The 19,094-nt window shown below is 41.9% G+C and carries 20 protein-coding genes; 4 read left to right on the forward strand and 16 right to left on the reverse strand.

Annotated features, from left to right (window positions below; all coding sequences use genetic code 11):
* Positions 1 to 2: 2 nt before the first annotated feature.
* The 3 genes from QDI94_RS05430 to sigG form a co-directional block, all read right to left on the reverse strand.
* The gene (locus QDI94_RS05430) at positions 3 to 779 is read right to left on the reverse strand and encodes a class I SAM-dependent DNA methyltransferase (RefSeq protein ID WP_278867777.1); all 777 of its coding nucleotides are present in this window, start codon (positions 777 to 779) and stop codon (positions 3 to 5) included.
* Complete coding sequence (locus QDI94_RS05435) at positions 779 to 1,081, reverse strand: YerC/YecD family TrpR-related protein (protein ID WP_101029842.1); 303 nt, start codon at positions 1,079 to 1,081, stop codon at positions 779 to 781. Before QDI94_RS05435 ends, QDI94_RS05430 begins: the two co-directional genes overlap by 1 nt.
* A 202-nt stretch (positions 1,082 to 1,283) precedes the next feature.
* A complete protein-coding gene (gene sigG / locus QDI94_RS05440) occupies positions 1,284 to 2,066 on the reverse strand; it encodes an RNA polymerase sporulation sigma factor SigG (RefSeq protein WP_101029843.1) in 783 nt (260 codons plus the stop codon).
* 215 nt (positions 2,067 to 2,281) lie between these two features.
* Between sigG and QDI94_RS05445 the strand changes: the two genes are divergently transcribed.
* Genes QDI94_RS05445 through QDI94_RS05460 form a run of 4 tightly spaced genes read left to right on the forward strand, consistent with a single transcriptional unit; the run spans position 2,282 to position 6,242 of the window.
* Positions 2,282 to 2,659 (forward strand): GntR family transcriptional regulator, encoded by a 378-nt coding sequence (locus QDI94_RS05445; protein WP_178586236.1) that lies wholly within the window; start codon positions 2,282 to 2,284, stop codon positions 2,657 to 2,659.
* Positions 2,652 to 3,548 carry an ABC transporter ATP-binding protein gene (locus tag QDI94_RS05450; RefSeq protein ID WP_278867783.1) on the forward strand — a complete coding sequence of 299 codons (897 nt, stop codon included), beginning with the start codon at positions 2,652 to 2,654 and terminating at the stop codon, positions 3,546 to 3,548. The genes QDI94_RS05445 and QDI94_RS05450 overlap by 8 nt, the downstream gene beginning before the upstream one ends.
* Positions 3,526 to 5,661 (forward strand): hypothetical protein, encoded by a 2,136-nt coding sequence (locus QDI94_RS05455; RefSeq protein ID WP_278867785.1) that lies wholly within the window; start codon positions 3,526 to 3,528, stop codon positions 5,659 to 5,661. The genes QDI94_RS05450 and QDI94_RS05455 overlap by 23 nt, the downstream gene beginning before the upstream one ends.
* 35 nt (positions 5,662 to 5,696) lie before the next feature.
* Entirely contained in the window at positions 5,697 to 6,242 is a 546-nt protein-coding gene (locus QDI94_RS05460; protein ID WP_278867786.1) for a prolyl-tRNA synthetase associated domain-containing protein, read from the forward strand.
* A 294-nt stretch (positions 6,243 to 6,536) separates the two neighbouring features.
* Here the strand turns inward: QDI94_RS05460 and QDI94_RS05465 are convergent, their stop codons facing one another.
* The 13 genes from QDI94_RS05465 to QDI94_RS05525 all read right to left on the reverse strand — a co-directional run bounded on the left by QDI94_RS05465 (position 6,537) and on the right by QDI94_RS05525 (position 18,979).
* Complete coding sequence (locus QDI94_RS05465) at positions 6,537 to 6,980, reverse strand: hypothetical protein (protein WP_278867788.1); 444 nt, start codon at positions 6,978 to 6,980, stop codon at positions 6,537 to 6,539.
* Positions 6,981 to 7,224: 244 nt separating this feature from the next.
* Positions 7,225 to 9,369, reverse strand: coding sequence for a fibronectin type III domain-containing protein (locus QDI94_RS05470; protein ID WP_278867790.1), 2,145 nt, complete (start codon positions 9,367 to 9,369; stop codon positions 7,225 to 7,227).
* 196 nt (positions 9,370 to 9,565) lie between these two features.
* Positions 9,566 to 10,246 (reverse strand): hypothetical protein, encoded by a 681-nt coding sequence (locus QDI94_RS05475; protein WP_278867792.1) that lies wholly within the window; start codon positions 10,244 to 10,246, stop codon positions 9,566 to 9,568.
* Between the two features lie 154 nt (positions 10,247 to 10,400).
* Entirely contained in the window at positions 10,401 to 11,804 is a 1,404-nt protein-coding gene (locus QDI94_RS05480; protein WP_021883774.1) for an oxaloacetate decarboxylase subunit alpha, read from the reverse strand.
* A 30-nt stretch (positions 11,805 to 11,834) separates the two neighbouring features.
* Positions 11,835 to 12,200, reverse strand: coding sequence for a DUF2118 domain-containing protein (locus QDI94_RS05485; RefSeq protein WP_046433336.1), 366 nt, complete (start codon positions 12,198 to 12,200; stop codon positions 11,835 to 11,837).
* A gap of 38 nt (positions 12,201 to 12,238) precedes the next feature.
* On the reverse strand, positions 12,239 to 13,552 hold the full coding sequence (locus QDI94_RS05490; protein ID WP_278867795.1) for a carboxyl transferase domain-containing protein: 1,314 nt from the start codon (positions 13,550 to 13,552) through the stop codon (positions 12,239 to 12,241).
* 230 nt (positions 13,553 to 13,782) lie between these two features.
* The gene (locus tag QDI94_RS05495) at positions 13,783 to 14,532 is read right to left on the reverse strand and encodes a pseudouridine synthase (protein WP_015523420.1); all 750 of its coding nucleotides are present in this window, start codon (positions 14,530 to 14,532) and stop codon (positions 13,783 to 13,785) included.
* Between the two features lie 43 nt (positions 14,533 to 14,575).
* On the reverse strand, positions 14,576 to 15,700 hold the full coding sequence (locus QDI94_RS05500) for a D-alanyl-D-alanine carboxypeptidase family protein (protein WP_278867797.1): 1,125 nt from the start codon (positions 15,698 to 15,700) through the stop codon (positions 14,576 to 14,578).
* Between the two features lie 51 nt (positions 15,701 to 15,751).
* Positions 15,752 to 16,171 (reverse strand): GerW family sporulation protein, encoded by a 420-nt coding sequence (gene ytfJ, locus QDI94_RS05505; RefSeq protein ID WP_278419858.1) that lies wholly within the window; start codon positions 16,169 to 16,171, stop codon positions 15,752 to 15,754.
* Positions 16,172 to 16,212: 41 nt separating this feature from the next.
* Positions 16,213 to 16,833, reverse strand: coding sequence for a DUF2953 domain-containing protein (locus QDI94_RS05510; protein ID WP_278867799.1), 621 nt, complete (start codon positions 16,831 to 16,833; stop codon positions 16,213 to 16,215).
* A gap of 18 nt (positions 16,834 to 16,851) precedes the next feature.
* Positions 16,852 to 17,466, reverse strand: coding sequence for an SMC-Scp complex subunit ScpB (scpB, locus tag QDI94_RS05515; protein WP_278867801.1), 615 nt, complete (start codon positions 17,464 to 17,466; stop codon positions 16,852 to 16,854).
* Positions 17,466 to 18,239 (reverse strand): segregation and condensation protein A, encoded by a 774-nt coding sequence (locus QDI94_RS05520; RefSeq protein WP_278867803.1) that lies wholly within the window; start codon positions 18,237 to 18,239, stop codon positions 17,466 to 17,468. Before QDI94_RS05520 ends, scpB begins: the two co-directional genes overlap by 1 nt.
* A 41-nt stretch (positions 18,240 to 18,280) precedes the next feature.
* Positions 18,281 to 18,979, reverse strand: coding sequence for a site-2 protease family protein (locus QDI94_RS05525; protein WP_101029858.1), 699 nt, complete (start codon positions 18,977 to 18,979; stop codon positions 18,281 to 18,283).
* Positions 18,980 to 19,094 lie beyond the last annotated feature (115 nt).

The following is a 19,094-nucleotide window of genomic DNA, read 5'->3' on the forward strand; positions in this document are numbered from 1 at the left end:
GGTTATCCTTTCGATTCATTAAACTCTTTGTTGCGTGATGTTTTCATTCTTGCAACATAAATTACCCTCTGTTCATCCGCTTTAGGACTTTCAAATGTAAGATCGCCGTAAACAGCCTCTACTTCAAAACCTGCATCCGTGAGCATTTTTCTGATTTCATCATCTGTATATGCTCTTTCGGCAAAGCTTTCGGATGAACGATAATACACACCGTTTTCTTCCTCAAAGAAATCAAGGTCGATTTTTACCTTGTTATCATCCTCGGGGGTGTTTTGCCATACGCAGAAAACGCTGTCGTTTTCGTACACAAAGGTATTGTCTGCAAGAACATTTTTATGCTTGTACACCGTGTTGACATCAAAAATAAACAGACCGTCATCGTCCATAAAAAGTCCCACACGGTCAAATGTCTTTGCAACATCTTCAATTTTTGTAAGGTGATTTATGCTGTCAAGCGTACACACACAGGTATTTATTGTACCGTACAAGTCAATGCTTTGCATTTTCTGCCTTAAAAACAGGATATCAAGACCTTCTTTGGAAGCACTCTGCATTGCCTCGCTAAGCATTTCCATACTGTAATCTATCCCGAAAACATCCACTCCCCGCTTTTTCAAAAGTCGGGTAAGAGTTCCTGTTCCGCAGGCAAGGTCAAGGGTTATACCCATATCATGTCTGAATTTTTCGGCAATCTCAAGAATATAGCCGCATCTTTTTTCATAGCAGGCATCCTGCATAAGTCCGTCATAAAATCGGGCAAACGACAAATAGCTCGGCATTACTCTTTTTCTCCGTTTTCAATCCTGTCGAGTACAAGAGTGTAGCCATATGTATCGTTATCAAACAACGCTCTTTTTACTCGGCTGATGGTTGCGGTTGACGCACCGGTTTCCTTGACGATTTCTGTATATACCTTTTTCTCGGTAAGCATTTTTGCAACGACAAGGCGCTGTGACATTGCCTTGAGTTCTGCGCTTGTGCATAAATCTTCAAAAAAGCGGTAGCAATCTTCTTCGTTTTCAAGCGATAGAATCGCCTTGAACAAATAGTCGGTAGAATCATTTTTAAGTTTAGAATTCAAAACCGTTACCTCCTTATTTCTGCAATAAAGCATTAAGTTTTTATACATTAAAATTTTAACACACAAAAGCACGAAAGTAAAGCGGAATTAAATTTTTTCTTCTTTTTTACAAAAATCAGTTGTAATTTTCCCATACATTTTTATACAAACCTATGTAACCGCAAAACAGTAGTCCGATTGAACAGCTGTTTTGCATATATTGCTAAATGCTTTTCTTTATAGTATCAAGAGCGCCTTTTTCAATGCGGCTGACCTGCGCCTGTGATATTCCTATTTCAGCCGCAACCTCCATCTGAGTTTTGCCGCGAAAAAATCTCATTGAAAGAATCCGTTTTTCTCTGTCGGAAAGATTGGAAATCGCCTCTTTTACCGCAATTTCTTCAAGCCAAGCGGAATCATCGTTTTTGTCACCGATTTGATCCATAACATATATAGTATCGTTTCCGTCCGAAAAAACAGGCTCGTAAAGCGACACGGGGTCAACTATCGCCTCAAGCGAAAGCACCACCTGTTCTTTCGGCATCTCCATTATTTTGGCGATTTCTTCAATGGTTGGCTCCCGATTGTTTTTATTAGTCAGCTGTTCCTTTATCTGCATTGCACGGTAGGCTGTATCTCTCATTGAGCGGGATACCCTGACTGCATTGTTATCACGCAAAAACCTCCGTATTTCGCCGATTATCATAGGCACTCCGTAGGTGCTGAACCGCACATCAAGCGTAGGGTCAAAGTTATCAATCGCCTTGATGAGTCCGATAACACCCACCTGAAACAGATCGTCGGGATTTTCGCCTCTGTTTGTAAACCTCTGAATAACAGAAAGAACAAGCCTTAAATTCCCGTTAATCATCTTATCCCTCGCCATTTTCTTTTCGGCAGGAGAACCGTTTCTGATTGTGTTAAGCAGCTCACGCTTTTCGCTTTCCTTCAGCAGCTTGAGCTGTGATGTATTAACTCCGCAGATTTCAACTTTTCCGTATTGCAAAGAATTACCCCCGAATCTGAATTTTTATCGGTTTTGTCTTTACAATAGTTATTGACGGTTTTGGCTGTTTTATTCTTTTTAAGTTCTTTTAAAAATTTCTCAAACGGTCTTTTAAATTAAAATTGTACATTGACAATGGTACAATTGAATGTTACAATTTAACTGTAGGATTGGCCATATTATACAATTTTCTATACAAAAAAAGGAGGACGGCTATGTTCACAATTGATTTCACAAGCCGTGTGCCGATTTATGAACAGATTTGCAACAATATAATCAAGCTTGCGTCGGCAGGCGTGTTCAAATCGGGTGACAGGCTGCCGCCTGTACGAACGGTAGCACAGGAAATCGGTGTAAACCCAAACACGGTTGCAAAGGCATATCGTGTTCTTGAAACAGAGGGCTACATCTATTCAACTGTTGGACGGGGAACATTTTTGACAGACAAGTTGACAAAAAACGCAGCTTTCCAAGAAATGGCTCTCAAAACATTCCGTGATGCCGTAAAGAATGCAGAGCTGTACAGCGTTCCCCGTGAACAGCTCATAGAAATCATCAATTCTGTATACGAAGGAGGCAGAGAGAATGATTGAAGTTAATCACATAACCAAAAAATTCGGCAAAGTGACTGCCGTTGACGATTTCACGCTTACCGTAAACAGAGGCTCTGTTCTCGGCATTGTCGGAAGCAACGGCGGCGGAAAATCAACACTTCTGCGAATTATGTCGGGTGTGTTTGACCCCGATAAGGGCGAGGTGAATATTAACGGAATAAACATTCTTGACAATCCGTCAGTAAAGGGAGAATGTTTTTTCATTCCCGATTACCCCTATTTTTCAAACAGCTCAACTCTTGAAAACACTGCAATCCTTTTTCGAAGTCTTTATCCAAACTGGAACGAGAACGCTTTCAAACAGTTTTGCTCGGTGTTTCCGATTGATCCTGATGCAAGGATAATTGATATGTCAAAGGGTATGCAAAGACAGGCGGCTTTGATATTGGCGCTTTCAACCTGTCCGAGATATCTGCTGCTTGATGAAATTTTTGACGGACTTGACCCTGTTGTACGCAAGCTTGTAAAAAAAATAATCATTGACAATGTTTCCGCAAATGATATGACAGTTGTCGTTGCGTCACACAATTTGCGTGAGCTTGAAGAATTATGTGACAGAATTTGTCTTATGCACAAGGGCAAGCTTTTGCTTGAGAGGGAAATTGACGAAATCAAGCTTGGACTCCGCAAGGTTCAGGTTGCATTCACCGAAGTTCCCGATAATTCATTCTTCAACGAAATCAATGTTATAAACACATGGAGAAACGGAAATATATTTAATCTTACAATCAAAGGAACAGAGGAAGAGTTTATGCCCAAATTGCAGGAGCTTAATCCGATTTATATCTCAGCTGTTCCGATGACCTTGGAAGAAATTTTTATATGTGAAATGGGGGTTGCAGGTTATGACACAGAAAACATCCTTTAAAAGCAGACTGAAGCAGATGCTGTCGTTCTTCCTCAGCGACCTTAAGTCCTGCAATACATTTCTCATTGTATTCGGTATTATTTCGGCTGTTGCAATTACAGTATGCTTTACAATCTGCGTTGTACTCGGAAACGATTCATCTTTTTCAATGATGCTTTCTGCGTTGAGCATTACAGGCATTGCAAACAGCGGTATCGGAGAAATTGAACTTTTTCAATACTCCTCGGCATCGCTCGTCTATCTCATTTCAATAGTATTTACAATCATCTACACGGTGCGAATTTATTCGTATCTGCACAATAAACGCAAGGCGGATTTGTACGGTTCACTGCCGATTGGAAGAGCAACACTTTTTATTGCAAAATCCGTATCGGCTTACCTTATGTCGATTATCCCTGCAATTTTCTTTCTCAGCTTAATATCCATTATATCGGTTTGTTCGGGACATTCGGTTGTTTCGGAAGTGACAAAATTATTCCCCGAAATATGTATGGGTACACTCGCGTCAATCGCATTTTTCGGTCTTATTGCAGTTTGCTGCGGAACGATGCTTAACTCCGTGCTTATGTTCGTTGCGGTTTGCATAGCTTATCCGCTTTCCGCAATCTTCATCAAAGGCACTGTTGTGGGTTGTTTTGACGGTTTCTATGTTGGCATTTTCAAAGACAGCGTCATTATGAATGCACTCAATCCGCTCGCGGCGTATGACGGAATCAATGTTATTTACTGGCTGATTTTCTCGGTTGTATGTATTGCCCTCGGCGCTTTTCTTGCAAAAAAGAGAAAAGCGGAAAGAGCTCAGTCGGCATTTGCATTCCACCTTCCGTGCTACATAATCAAGGTGCTTGTTTCATTCCTTGCAGGTATGTTCCTCGGTGTTCTTTTCGGTTCAATGAATGTTTTCGGCGGATATGCGGGTTTTGTTTTCGGATTTATTCTTGCAAGCGTTCCCGTCTACATAATCGTTCATCTTATTTTGTACAGAGGCTTTTCAAAGCTTATCAAAACTTCGATTCCGCTCGGTGCGTTAATTATTGTAAGCTGCGTCGGTGTTGCTCTCTGCTGTTTTGACGCATTCGGCTACAACAGCTATGTACCGAAAACTCAGGATATCAAGAGTGCCGGTTTCTATGACGCAAATTCAAACTATCAGTCAAAAGGCAGTGCTGTCGGCAAAAATCTTAAAGATATGGCTGATGATATTACAGACAAAGACACAATCACTTTTATCACCAACTCACATTCAAATCTTATCAACAAGCGTGACTATTCAATTCAGAACAAGTTCAAGAACACATGGGTTTCAATGTTTACGGACAACTTTCTGTTTTTTAGCAAAGAGCTTTCGCAGCCATACTGCGGATATGCATACAAGCTCAATGACGGTCGCATTATTACAAGGGCATACAACAGATTCAACGCATTTTATAATTCAGATACCCTATACGATGACGACAACACGGATATAATAAATTCAAAGGGTTATATCAAAACCTACAGTCCTATTGCAAAGGCGGAATACGATGATTTAAGTGAATTTGCAGTTTTTGGATTTAACCGCAAGGATACGGAGAAAAAGCACGCTGACTTGGTTGTAAACCGCATTGCTTCAGGCTATTACGGTGATGACAGCCAGTCAGTTGCACTCACAGGCCCCGGCGAGACATACAAACGCATCAAGGATGCTTTTCTTAAAGATATTGACAACTGCAGTGATGAAGAATTTAAAAAAGTTGTCGGATACAGTAACACATTCTACGGTTCAGCCGACCCTGATTATTCAGATTACAGTACACTCGTTGAATCCATTCCCGATGTTGTATGTGTAATACAGCTTGCAACAGGCGCACCCTACAATATTTACATTTCAGACCTGTCATCCTATTACAAATCTGCAGATTCCGACACTGCTTACACAACCGCATCCTATGTTATTCCGAGAAGCTTTACAAAGACAATTGAGGTTTTGCAGGATCTCGGTATGCTCGACAAAAATATGTATGTCAAGGCAAACGATGATTATAACGGAACAAGTATAATCACATATGACGATTATTATGATGATTCTGATTACTCAGACAGCGTATCGGGCATTGATGACAGCGAATATTGATACAGGCATTACACTACAGGAAAGCAGGATTTTAAATGGAACTTTACAACGGACGACCAACCGACTTAACAGGCAAAGAAGACCGTGAAATCAGAGTATATGACCTTCTCGACAGCCTTGGAATTGAATATCAGCGAACCGACCACGGACACGCTGACACAATGGAGGCTTGCAACGAGATTGACGCTGTACTTGATGTGCTGATTTGCAAGAATCTTTTTCTGTGCAACAGGCAGAAAACCGACTTCTATCTTCTTATGATGCCGGGTGACAAACCTTTTAAAACAAAGGAACTGTCAAAGCAAATCGGAAGTGCAAGACTTTCGTTTGCATCTCCCGATTTTATGCTCGAATTTCTCGACATCAAGCCGGGTGCGGTGAGCGTTATGGGGCTTATGAATGACAATGACAACCGAGTAAGACTTCTTGTTGACGAGGATGTTTTGAAAGGCGAATATGTCGGCTGTCATCCGTGTGTAAACACCTCAAGTTTAAAAATCAAAACAGCCGATGTTTTCGGAAAGTATCTTGATGCGGTTCACCACACCGCAACAATCGTAAAGCTTATCGGTGAAGATTAAGTGTAGAAATCATTAAAAGTATTAAACGGCAACGGAAAAATTTATCCCGTTGCCGTTTTGTTTTTACAGAACATAACTGCCCCCGAACCTTTGAAAGATTCGGGGGCAGTTGTCTGAATATTAAGAAAAATGAGTGTCAATTATTTGATTTACTTTTCAAACTTTTTTCTGTAAGAAAGAAACAATGCACCGCCTGCAATAACAGCAGATAATGTGAATAACATTGTTGTAATCGGACTGCCTGTCGGAACAGAACCGTTATCGTTCATCACAGTATTCTTAGTTGCATTATCCTTATCTTAGATTTTCTTCATACGGTGTATCAAGTTCAAGATTGCCTGCGGTATCAAGAGCTGTTCGCATTACCTCGCCGTAATTAAACGGATCGGAAACTTCTGCGGTACAGTCGGCTGGATCAACACTTTCCGAAGAACCGTCATTGTAAACCACTTCAAGCTTTGCATCCGAAAGGTCAAGAATCGGGTTGAAGCTGTATGCGTTCATTTTGTCAGCAAAAGCATAGTAATGCTCGCTGTCTGCATAAACATTTTTAACTGATTCGGGCGGAAGAATAACATCTTCCCCAAAATAGGTTTTTGACGGAGGCTCAATTATTTTAAGCTCCACGGGTGTTTTTGCCTCATCGGGAGTTGCCGAATTGTCTTCAGCCGCAAAGGCGGTTAAAGCACACGAAAAAGTAAGCAGAGCTGCGATTGCGAGGGATAATAATTTTTTCATAATAATTCCTCCTCGTATAATGACTTTTAATGCACAATGTATGCACCTTGTTTAATAAGCTGCTGAACAAATATTGTTTAAACAACTTTGTAAATATTAAAATACAATTTATGCCATTTGTAATCGCCACTTATAAAATACCCATCCATAAAATGCTGCAAAATTTTCAGCAGTTCAATCGCATTCGCCGAAACCGCCGCCGTGGCTATAGGTATGAAATTTTTCACACCAATCTATGTTTCAATTAGTATTTATCGTATGAGAATGCATTATAAGAATCAGTAAGGTGCTGTTTCTTCTGTGTTTCGCTATAACTATTCCAAAGCTTTGGATAGCCGTCAACAGAACAGTAAACAAACTGACTGAACATATGTGCATTTACACAATTACCGAGTACACTCATATTTGTGGCATTATATGCCTGTTTTGTTGTTCTTCCGCTCTGATTGTAATAATAGTATTCCAATCCCCGACTTTCAAGAGCCAAATGAGCACAAGAGTATCCACGAACATTCAAAACTGTACCGTCATAATTCAATGTATAGTTTTCGCAGTCAAGATAACGGTCAACATTTGAGGTTGACAATTCAACGGCATTAATTATATATTTCTTAGCAGATTTGTCATAGAAATAAGTCAGTTGATTCGGGATATAAGTTCTATAATCATCAAATCCGACTAACGAGAACTTTCCGTCCTTAAAAGTATATACTTTTGCTTTCAAATAGTATTCCTCATTCCCTGCTTCCTGTACTATAAGCTCGGGAACACCGTCAAAATCGAGATCGGCAAACTGCACACCAGCCAAAGCAACATTTCCTACCTTGAGTTCAGGCAGCCATTCCGATTCATGCTTGAGCAGATAATCTATGTATGCATCTCTTGTTTTGTCTGTAGTCTTATACTTAAATGTCACACCTGACGGATTATAGATACTTGTAAATTTCTTGCCGTTCTTAGAAACACATCTTACGGTATAAGTGTAGGTCTGTCCTGCTTTTACATTTTTATGAGTGTAATAATTATTTGTTGTATCAGCAAGCTTTTTCCACGAACCTTTTTCTTTTACATAAATACGATACTTTGAATTGTCTTCGCAAACATCTGTCCATGAAACTGTAATTCCGCCATGCATTGAGTCAACACGAACAATTTCCGGACATTCATTGCCTAAATTCGCCTTAGAACCTTTTGTATCATAACCGCTCTGAAAAGCCTTGCCGTTACTTGAAATGCAACGAACAGTATAAATATACTGACCGTTTACGGAATTATCTTTTATGCTTAGTTCTCTTGATACAAGTCCCTTGTCAAGATAACTTGTACCTTTTGTATCTACAAGTTTATTCCAACCCTCACCGTCTTTGTAGTACACACGGTACTTCTCTGCACCTGCAACCTTGTTCCATGTCAGCTTTACGCCGTCATATGTGACCTCAGTTTTTGAAATTTTCGGTGTGGCAACATATTTTGCGCTCATTCCCACTGGGTCATAACCGCTCAAATACTTTTTAGCGTCGGAACTGATTGCTCTTACAGTGTATGTATAGGTTTTATTCGGCTGTAAATTTTTATGTGTCACAACACCTGTTTTGTTATCGCATACTTTTGTCCAGCCCTTACCTTCTGTTTTGCAGTACAATCTGTAATTTGTATTGTTTTCAGACTCCCAAATCACCTTAATACCGCCGTTTACAACATTGGTTTCAAGTATTTTAGGAGCTTGATTATATCTGATACTTGACCCCTTTGGGTTAAATCCACTCTCAAAACTCTTTCCGTCATCACTTATACATCTTACAGTATAAGTATAATTCCTGCCCGATGAAACATCCTTGTCGATATATGAGGTTGAAGTTGTATCGACCATTCGTGTCCAACCTTTACGGCCCTTGTAGTAAACTCTGTATTTAGTTGCACCGCTTACTTTGCCCCAAGAGATTTTCACACCGCCGTTTACATTTTCAAGCTTTGAAATTTCGGGAGCAGCAACATATTTTACAGTTGTCCCCTTTGAATCATAACCGCTTGTAAAGCTCTTTCCGTCAGCAGAAATACATCTTACAGTATAGGTGTAATTCCTGCCAGATGAAACATCCTTGTCGATATATGAGGTTGAAGTTGTATCGACCATTCGTGTCCAACCTTTACGACCCTTGTAGTAAACTCTGTACTTAGCCGCACCGCTTACTTTGTTCCATGTAAGCTTTACACCGCCGTAAACGCTTTCGGCCTTTGAAATTTTCGGAGTAGCCAAGCTTGCCCTTGCAACCTGTGCATACTGCACGGGTGTGTTAAGCGGTTCAACCGCATTTGCAGGAACTGCCGAAACCGCAACCGCAGACATCGACATTACCGCCGCCATAGCTATAGGTAAAAACTTTTTCATAGTTATCCCTCACTTTGTAAATATTCTACGCATTATTAAAAACTTTCGCTAAATTTTTATGCAGGTTAATTGTAACATTAAATGATATAAAAAGCAATACATCTTGATAAACTATCACAAATTTTTAAGCTAAAATAAATAAACCGTTCACAAAAGCGAGAACGGTTTATTTTATATATTCTGTTGATGTTTTGAATTATTTAAAATAATTTCTGCGTTTTGCAAAAATTACTGCACAACCTGCAAGCATTGCAGCTGCAAGGGATATTGCAATGCTGTTCTGTCCTGTCTGAACTGCACCACTGTTGTTCTGTGAATTGTTTGGTGTGTCATTTGTAGCTGTGTCGCTTGTTGAAACAGGCTTAGTTGCCGAAGTTGCAGAAGTTGTATCGGGTACTGTTACAGGTTCGTCAACTGTTGCAACCGTAGTTGTAGGCTCAGTAGGAACAGTTGTATTCGGTTTATTAGATTTCAAACCAAAATTCATTTTTGACAATTCTTCAAGAATACTATCGTCAATAACTCCGCTTTCGTAAGCATTCTTCATTGTGTAAATTTTGCCGTTGTTGTAAACGAGCAACTCATCAGCCGCAGTGTATGAGTAGGTATAGTTGCCAAGCTGTGTTTCATAAGCCGCCGAAGTATAACTCAAATTATCGGTATGCTCAAAATATACACTTCCTTTTTCATTTCCTCCGACAATACGGATTTCAAGCTCTGTAGGCTTTGTATCTGTATAGTAGTTGTCGAGCATAGCCTGTTTGATTATCGCCTGCATATCTTTTGCAGGTGCTTCATCAGGAGTTGCCGCAAAGGCGGTAACGGTTACTGCACAGCACATCATAACTGCGATTAAGATTGATAATAATTTTTTCACGAAATTTCATCCTCTTTTCTTCTAAAACTAAGCTGACTGTCAGCTTATACTAGGATTTTAGCAAAAAAAGAGGTGATTTTCAAGCAACTTTAGTTTACAAAAAATGCCACCCTCGTTGATGAAGGTGGCATAAATGTTAATTTTAGTTGTCAAATCAAACTGGGTGAACCATATTTTTCTTGTCAAGCTTGTCGCCGTTGATGCCAACCTTGGCATTTCTTCTCTTTTCAAAGAAGTCGAGGGCAACCTTCGGGAACTGTGCATAAGAAAGAACATCCTCAGGCTGTTCAATCCACTGCTCAATCTCGCCACGGAGCTTATCAAGCTCAGGCTTAAGCTGATCTGCAGGACGGCCTTTGATAATCTTCTTGTCACCGATAATCTTCTTCTGAAACTGAGGATCAATAGGCATTGGAGTTGTACCGTACTCACCGGCAACAAGTCCCTTGAACTCGTTTGTGCACATTGAGTAGCGCTTGCCTGTGATTACATTGAATACAGCCTGTGTGCCGACAATCTGTGATGTCGGAGTAACAAGCGGAGGATAACCTGAATCCTTACGAACACGGGGTACTTCTGCAAGAACTTCGTCAAGCTTGTCTTCTTTACCGGCCTGCTTGAGCTGTGAAAGAAGGTTGGAAAGCATACCGCCGGGAACCTGATAGATAAGAGCGTTAGCGTCTGTTGCGAGCATCTTAGGATCAAGAAGTCCTGACTTGATGTACTTCTCACGGAGAGTCATGAAGTAAGCACGGATGTCAGAGAACTGTTTAAGGTCAAGACCTGTGTCGAACTCTGTGCCTGAAAGAGCGGCAACCATTGACTCTGTCGGAGCGTGTGATGTACCGAGAGCGAGTGGGCTGATTGCTGTGTCAATGCCGTCGGCACCTGCCTCAACACCCTTTAAAAGACACATTGATGCAAGACCTGATGTGTAGTGGGTGTGGAGCTGAAGCGGAAGCTCCGGAACAGCGGCTTTGATAGCCTTTACAAGGCTTTCGGTTCTTGTCGGAGTAAGAAGAGCAGCCATATCCTTGATACAGATTGAATCTGCACCTGCGTCTGCAATTCTCTTAGCATACTCAACATAGTATTCATCTGTGAATACAGGACCTGTTGTGTAACTGATAGCAACCTGTGCATGACCACCTTCTTTGTTAGCGGCCTTGATAGCTGTTTTAAGATTCTTGATGTCGTTAAGAGCATCAAAAATACGGATAATGTCAATACCGTTTGCGATTGAACGCTGAACAAGGTACTCAACGCAGTCATCGGCATAGTGACGATAACCGAGCATATTCTGTCCTCTAAAAAGCATCTGGAGCTTCGTGTTAGGGCAATGCTCTCTTATTGTGCGGAGTCTGTCCCACGGATCTTCGTTTAAGAATCTGAGGCATGAGTCATATGTTGCACCGCCCCAGCATTCGAGTGAGTAATAACCGATTTTATCGAGTTTGTCAAGAACAGGGAGCATTTCCTCTGTTGTCATTCTTGTTGCAATGAGTGACTGATGAGCGTCACGCAGAGCAGTTTCGGTAACTCTGATTTTTTTTGCCATTTTACAGCATCCCTTTCTCCGAATTATTGATTAGTTAAGTGTTACGAGAACCTTACCTGAGTCAACAGACTCACCCTTTGCAACATCAACTGTTGCAACTGTGCCGTCCTGCGGAGCCTTAACAGGAGTTTCCATCTTCATAGCCTCGATGAATACGAGGTCATCTCCGGCCTTAACAGCCTGTCCTGCCGAAACAACAACATTAACAACTGTACCGGGCATAGGAGCCTTTACAACAACAGAACCCTGAGCGCCTGCGGGAGCTGCAGGCTTTGCTGCAGGAGCGGGAGCGGCTGCCGGAGCAGGAGCGGCTGCTGCGGGAGCTGAAGAACCACCGAGTTCTTCAACCTGAACATCATATGCTGTGCCGTTAACTGTAATTCTTAAATTCTTCATTTTTAGTATCCCCTTTTATTTTAACAAGTAATCATTTATCAGATAGTTGAATGCTTCTTTGAAAGTGTTGAAACACGCTTGCCCGAGAGCATATCAAGAGCAGAAATAAGAGTCTGACGGAGCTGAGCTTCTTCAACAATACCGTCAACATAGCCGTTCTGAGCGGCATTGTAAGCAGAAAGATTCTCGTCAGCAAACTTCTGAGCAACCTCAGCCTGCTTATCTGTGGCAACATTCATAACTTCGGGAGCCATAATGAATGCGGCAGCCTCAACATTAACAGGTGAAATAACCGCATCGGGAAGTGCGTAAACAACATCTGCATTAGCGCCTGTGCCTGCAAGAGCAACATAGCCTGAACCGATTGCCTTGCCTGTAACAACAGAAATCTTAACTGTTGTTGCCTCAGCATAAGCGGCTGACGCCTTTGTTGCCGACTTGATTGACTCAAAGCCCGGGCAGTTTACGAATGTTACAATAGGGAGTGAGAAAGCGTCGCAGAAACGAACAAACTTTGCTACCTTGTTTGCAGACTTGCAACCAAGCTCCTTGCCCTTTGTAACAACAATACCTACAACCTGACCGCCGAGTCTTGCAAAACGAACATTTGCTTCCTTGCCGTAATCATTGAAGAGCTTTACAATGCTGTTGCCGTCAACTGTTCTGCTGACTACACAACCGCAACCGTCCTCTGCCGGAGCTTCTTCAAATGACTGAGGAGCCATTGTGAGGTTATTTGACGGAAGATAAAGGATAAGTTCCTTTGCAGCCTTGATTGCCTTGTCTGCATCGTCACAAACGATTGAGGCAATACCGTTTTCAGCATTGTAAGCGGCATCGGAATGCTTGCCTGTTACCGAAAGTGAAAGCTGTGCGTCTTTGCTCATGATAACGATGTCTGCGCTTGCGGCGTTAAGAGCGTTTGTTCCGAGGCAAGTGCCGAGAACAACCGAGATCTGCGGTACAACACCGGAAAGTGACGCAGCCGCATTGAGAACATCACCGCAACCTGCGAGAAGCTCTGTACCCTGCTTAAGTCTGCCGCCAATGCTGTCATAGAAACCTACAACAGGAGCGCCTGTCTTGAGTGCAAGACCATACAGCTTTTTAAGCTTGGCAGCCTGTGCCTTACTCATGGCACCGCCGCAAATGTCGCTGTTCTGTGCAAACGCATAAACAGGCATACCTTCTACTGTTCCAAAGCCTGCAACAACCTCGGCAAAACCTTCACCGGATTTTGCAAAGGCATCAATTTCACAAAAGCTGTCTGCATCAAAAAACGCTGTAATTGTCTTATAAGCGGAAGTTGCGGCAATTTCAGCCTTTGCCTGATTGATCTTTTCAATACTCATCTTAAAATCCTCCAATACCATGTATTGAATATGCACGAAAACTGAGCGTGCATACTAATTTTCTACACGATACATTATACTCTATAATCTTCAAAAGTACAAGAAAAACACGCTGTACTATTTCAATTTTGAACACATTTAATAGTTATTACACCAAAACCGTAAATTTATTGTCAAATTAACGAATAGTTTTATTCACCGTTTCGGAAGTATTTTTCAAAAACAGAAAATTAAAGCTGTTTGCCGTTTAAAAACGGGTTTGCAAGCAGTTTTTTAACCTCTTGTTCGGTCAAATCTCTCCAGTCGCCCTGCTTAAGCATACCCATTTTTACACCGCCGATCTGGGTACGTTTGAGTCTTGCAACCTCAAGCCCGACAGCCTCGCACATTCTTCTGATTTCACGGTTCTTACCCTCGTGAAGAATCATTTCAAGAACTACTCTGCCCTGCTCCTTGTGAATTACATGGACATATGCAGGAGCGGTTTTCCTGCCGTCAAGCTCAACGCCTGTTTCAAGCTTTACAAGCTGATCCTCGTCAATTGACGGTCGAACGGTTACTCTGTAAATCTTGTAAACATTGTTTTTCGGGTGCATAACCTTGTTTGCAAAGTCACCGTCATTTGTAAAAACAAGCATACCCTCGCTGTCTTTGTCAAGTCTGCCGATCGGATAAACTCGCTCGCCGACATTCTCAACAAGCTGTGCAACACACTTTCTGCCACGCTCATCATTCATTGTGGTAATGAATCCACGGGGCTTGTTGAGCATAATATATCGGTAATTACCGCCCTTCGGCACAACAATCCTCTTGCCTCTTACAAACACCTTGTCTGTAGGAAGAACCTTGTCACCGAGAATTGCGGTTTTGCCGTTCACCTTGACATGACCGCCGAGAATAAGCTCCTCGGCCTTTCGCCTTGACGCAATACCGCATTGCGCTATGAATTTCTGAAGTCTTATAGGTTCAATTTTAGCCATATGTAAATTCCTTTTTATTAAAATTTTCTGTATATTTAAGCTGTCACGAAAACAGATTTCCTATTGCCGAAAATATTGACACACTCTTTTTATCCGATTTAATCTTTTCGCCTGCAACAATGTTGCATTTATAAAGCAGCTTTCCGCCGAGTGTGTATTCAATTCTGCCGACCGATTCGTTCTTTTCAATCGGAGCATACAAAAAGCTGTCTATATAGATTTTCTTCTTGATTTTATCGCAGTCCTCACGCTTTAAAACGATTGTGCTGTTCTTCTCACCTGTAACCGTTATGCTGACCTTATCACCGCCCACGCACGGAATATCGGCACAAAAGTCAGCGTCCTTGCAGTCAACTCCCCTGTACTTTTCAAAAGCGTAATCATAAAGAGAAATATGGTCATTCCAATCGTTACGGTCATTCAGAGTGACGCACACAAGCGTTACACCGTCTTTTTTTGCAGAGGAAACAAGGCACCGCCCTGCCGCCGTTGTATAGCCTGTTTTTCCGCCTGTACAGTAGGGATAAAGCGACAAAAGCCTGTTATGATTTGCATATGCGGTTTTCTTTGATTTCGGTTCAAGAAATTCAACGGCCACGCTCTTCTTAGCCGTAAGATTTGCAAAATCGTCATTTTCAAGTGCATATGACATAAGCAGAGCCATATCCTTTGCACTTGAGTAATGGTTGTCATCGTCAAGTCCGCTCGGCGTTACAAAATGGGTATTCGTCATACCGATTTGATTTGCCTTTTCATTCATTCGCTGTGAAAACTTTTCGGAACTGCCCGAAATCGTATATGCCGCCGCATTAGCCGCATCATTACCCGACGCCATCATCATTCCCGACGCAAGGTCCGAAAGTCGGACTTTTTCACCGACTTTAAGATACATCGAACTGCCCTCGGCAACCATTTCCTGTTTGAAGGTTACTTCGCTGTCACAGGATGCCGCCTCCTCAAGCGTTATGAGAGATGTCATAATCTTTGTAGTGCTTGCAGGTTTCATCCTTTCATCTGCATTTTTTGAACAGATAACCGTGTTGTTATCGGGACAATAAAGAACAAATGCCTGTGCAGAAGTTGTGGGAGGAGTATCCTCCGCAGTTTTTGCGCCCATAAGCACAAACGGCATAACAAAGCACACCGCAAGCGAGATTATTTTTTTCATAAGGACACCCCCTGCATAAATCTATGCCGAGGGGTGCTGCAATATTACGAATCAGCCGTCAATATCGTCCTGTGTGATTTCGGAAAAATCGTCTGCGGATTCGCTCTTATCCTTTTTGAAAACTCCCTTTACCTTTTTGAGAACATCGGGAATCATATTAACGAGCTTGTCGGCTGTGCCTTCTTCACTATCAACGGAAACAAGCCTTACATCGCCCTGATAAACGGTAAGAAAGGCAACAGGCTGAATAGTAACACCCGCACCGCTTCCGCCGCCAAAGCAGTCCTTGTTTTCTTTTTTTGTGGGCAAATCAGAACCGCCTGACGCAAAGCCGTAGCTTACCTTTGAAACAGGAATGATGAGTGTACCGTCAGGCGAGGTAATTGGATCGCCGATGATAGTATTGACATCAATCATTTCCTTAATTTTTTCCATTGTAGTATTCATCAGATTACCGATAGGATGTTCCATAGCCATTCTCCTTTTTTATATTTATATAAATCATCAGTTATTTATAGTTCGTTTCTCACTTCTGCAAGAAGCTTAAGTCCCTTGATTCCGTGCTTAACGACAAGACCGATAAGTCGGAATGCGAAAATTCTTGCGGCAAAGTCAAAGTTGATTTCTGTTTCTGCTTTTTCCGAAAAATTCGGATTTATGTCAACTCCGTAGCCTTTGCATTTTACAACACGGACAATTGTGCCTACTGCCGGATAAACAACGGCACAGTATTTGCCGTATTTTATAGCCGTGTCAGCCGCATCGTCACCTGCAACGCTGATACTCAGCGAGAATTTTTTTATCAGTATGTGACTGAAAAAATCCTGCAATGCAGATACTGCAAGCTCTGCAACTCTTTTTATCAGGTTCAAAAGCCACTCAATGCCGTATTTTTTAATAAGGCTCGGCTTTTTTTCTGTCGCTTTTTTAGGCTGTTTGGTTTTCGGAGTTTGTTTTTTAACTTTCTTCTTCTTTTCTTTTTTAGGCTTTGCCGGCACAAGCTGCAGCTTTACAAAGCCGATATACACGGCGCACCAAAACTCCTCTTTATATGATGCACGCAAAGTAATCGGAATAAACATCACAAGCGCAACAAACAGAGCAATTCCGAGTAAAATATATAACCAAAGCAAGGGTATTCCCCCTAATTTTTACTGTTTGTCATTAGACTGTATCGAAAACAAATCCATCTGTTCTCCGCCGTTTTCGATTTTCTCCTGTTCTTCACCGTTTTCTTCGGACTCCTTGTCCTCATCACTCTCGGGGAGCGGAGGAAGCTCGTCAAGACTTGAAATGTTAAAGCAACGCAAAAAGTTTTCGGTTGTGCCGTAAAGCAACGGTCTGCCGGGTAGCTCAAGTCTGCCCTTTTCTTCAACAAGTCCCTTTGTTGTCAAACTGCCGATTACACCACTGCAGTCAACACCGCGCACCTGCTCGACAAAAGCCTTTGTAACAGGCTGATTGTATGCAACAACCGCAAGGACTTCAAGAGCCGCCTGTGAAAGCGGAGTGTTCCTCCTCAAATCCATAACGGTACGAATCTGCGGAGCAAATTCCTTTTTTGAAACCATCTGACAGGAATTGTCAAGCAATATTATAGTTATGCCCCGTCCTGACGCCTCATAATCATCAATCAGTGCAGAAATATGCTCCTTAACCTTTTTTTCGGAAATTTCAAGTGCCTGCGCTATTCGGGAAAATTCAACCGACGCACCGTTTGCGAACAAAATCGCCTCAATCGCACCACGAATATTTTCAACAGCCATTACTGCACCTCCTCATTTTCATTGTTTTCGTCCTCGCCAACCTGTGGCAAAGGCATTGCGTTTTTATCCTCAATCATATGAACAACGGCATTTTCACCACTGCCCTCAATTCTGATACGCTTACCCTTTACAAGCTCCAGCGTTGCAAGAAATGTTGCCACAAGGTCGCTTTTGCCCTCGCACACCTCAAAAATTTCGTGATATTCAAGCCTTTTGCCGTGCCATAGCCTTCTCATAAGATGGATAATCTTACTGTTTACCGACACGATTTTATGCGACACAATACCCGAAAATGCGTCTTTTGACGGTGGAAGCTTACGCTTGCCCCGTCCGACTGCGCTGACATATGCCTTTGCAATATCCTCACTCGGATGAATACGGTTGTAAGTCAAGTCAAATTCAACGGGAGAAGCCTCTCTGTAAAAGCTGTCAAAGTCATAAATATCGCCCAGCTTTGCCGCCATTTCACGGCAGACTGCATATTCAAGAAGTTGTCCCGAAAGTTCTTTCTTGAGCTCTTCAGCCTCTTCCTCATATTTTGGCAGGAGCATTACAGACTTGATATATACAAGCCTTGACGCCATTGTCAGAAATTCCGATGCGATATCCATCTGATTTTCCTGCATCATATTAATCTGCTCCATGTACTGGTCGAGCAATTCGGAAATGCTGATGTCGTAAATATCTATTTTGTTTTTAGAAATCAGCGTCAGCAACAGGTCAAGAGGACCTTCAAATGCCGACAGCTTATATTGAAGTTGTTGTGTTTCCATAGATAATTTCTTTGTTGTAATTTTTGTTGCGGATGATTAAATTAACCGACAAACGGCATGTACGGCAGGCTTGCAAGCCAGCTGATGAAGTTAAGAATCTGATTGCTCACCCAGTTAATCGGTGTGTTGAGAACTCCTACATAAAGGAGAACAAAAAGACCGATGAAGAAATACATCTGATATCTGTAAAAAAACTCAACAGCCTTGTCGGGCAAAAATACAAAGAGAACCTTTGAACCGTCAAGCGGAGGAATGGGAATAAGGTTGAACACTGCAAGTCCGACATTGCACGAAATGTAGAAGCTTAAGAATTGAACAACATATCCTCCGATTGTCGAAAGCGGAAATGCGCCTGTAAAAAGGATAATCGGATAATAAATGAGAAGTCCTGCCAATGCGGCAACGATATTTGCAATCGGTCCCATAATTGCGGTGATTGCCATACCGACCTTTGGATTTTTAAAATTTCTCGGATCAATCGGAACAGGCTTTGCCCAACCGAATCCGAACAAAAGCATACACAAGGCACCCATAGGGTCAATGTGGCTGAGCGGATTGAGTGAAAGTCTGCCTCTGCCCTTTACAGCCTTGTCGCCGAGAAGTGACGCCGTGAAAGCGTGCGCCCATTCATGGAATGGGAGAATTAAAAATATGATGACAAGCACAGCCAATATTTCGGCAATTACGGCACCGAAGTCGAGATTTCCGTTTCTGATTCCGTTAAGTAATAATGAGAGCATAATAGCCTCCTGAAATTCAAAATTTTAGGTAACAATCGTGTAACTATATTTACTTCTCATTATATAATAATTCGTCAAAAATTACAAGAGCAAAAAACAAGTTGAGAAATTTTCA

This window comes from Ruminococcus bromii (assembly GCF_928721825.1).
Classification (GTDB): domain Bacteria; phylum Bacillota; class Clostridia; order Oscillospirales; family Acutalibacteraceae; genus Ruminococcoides; species Ruminococcoides bromii.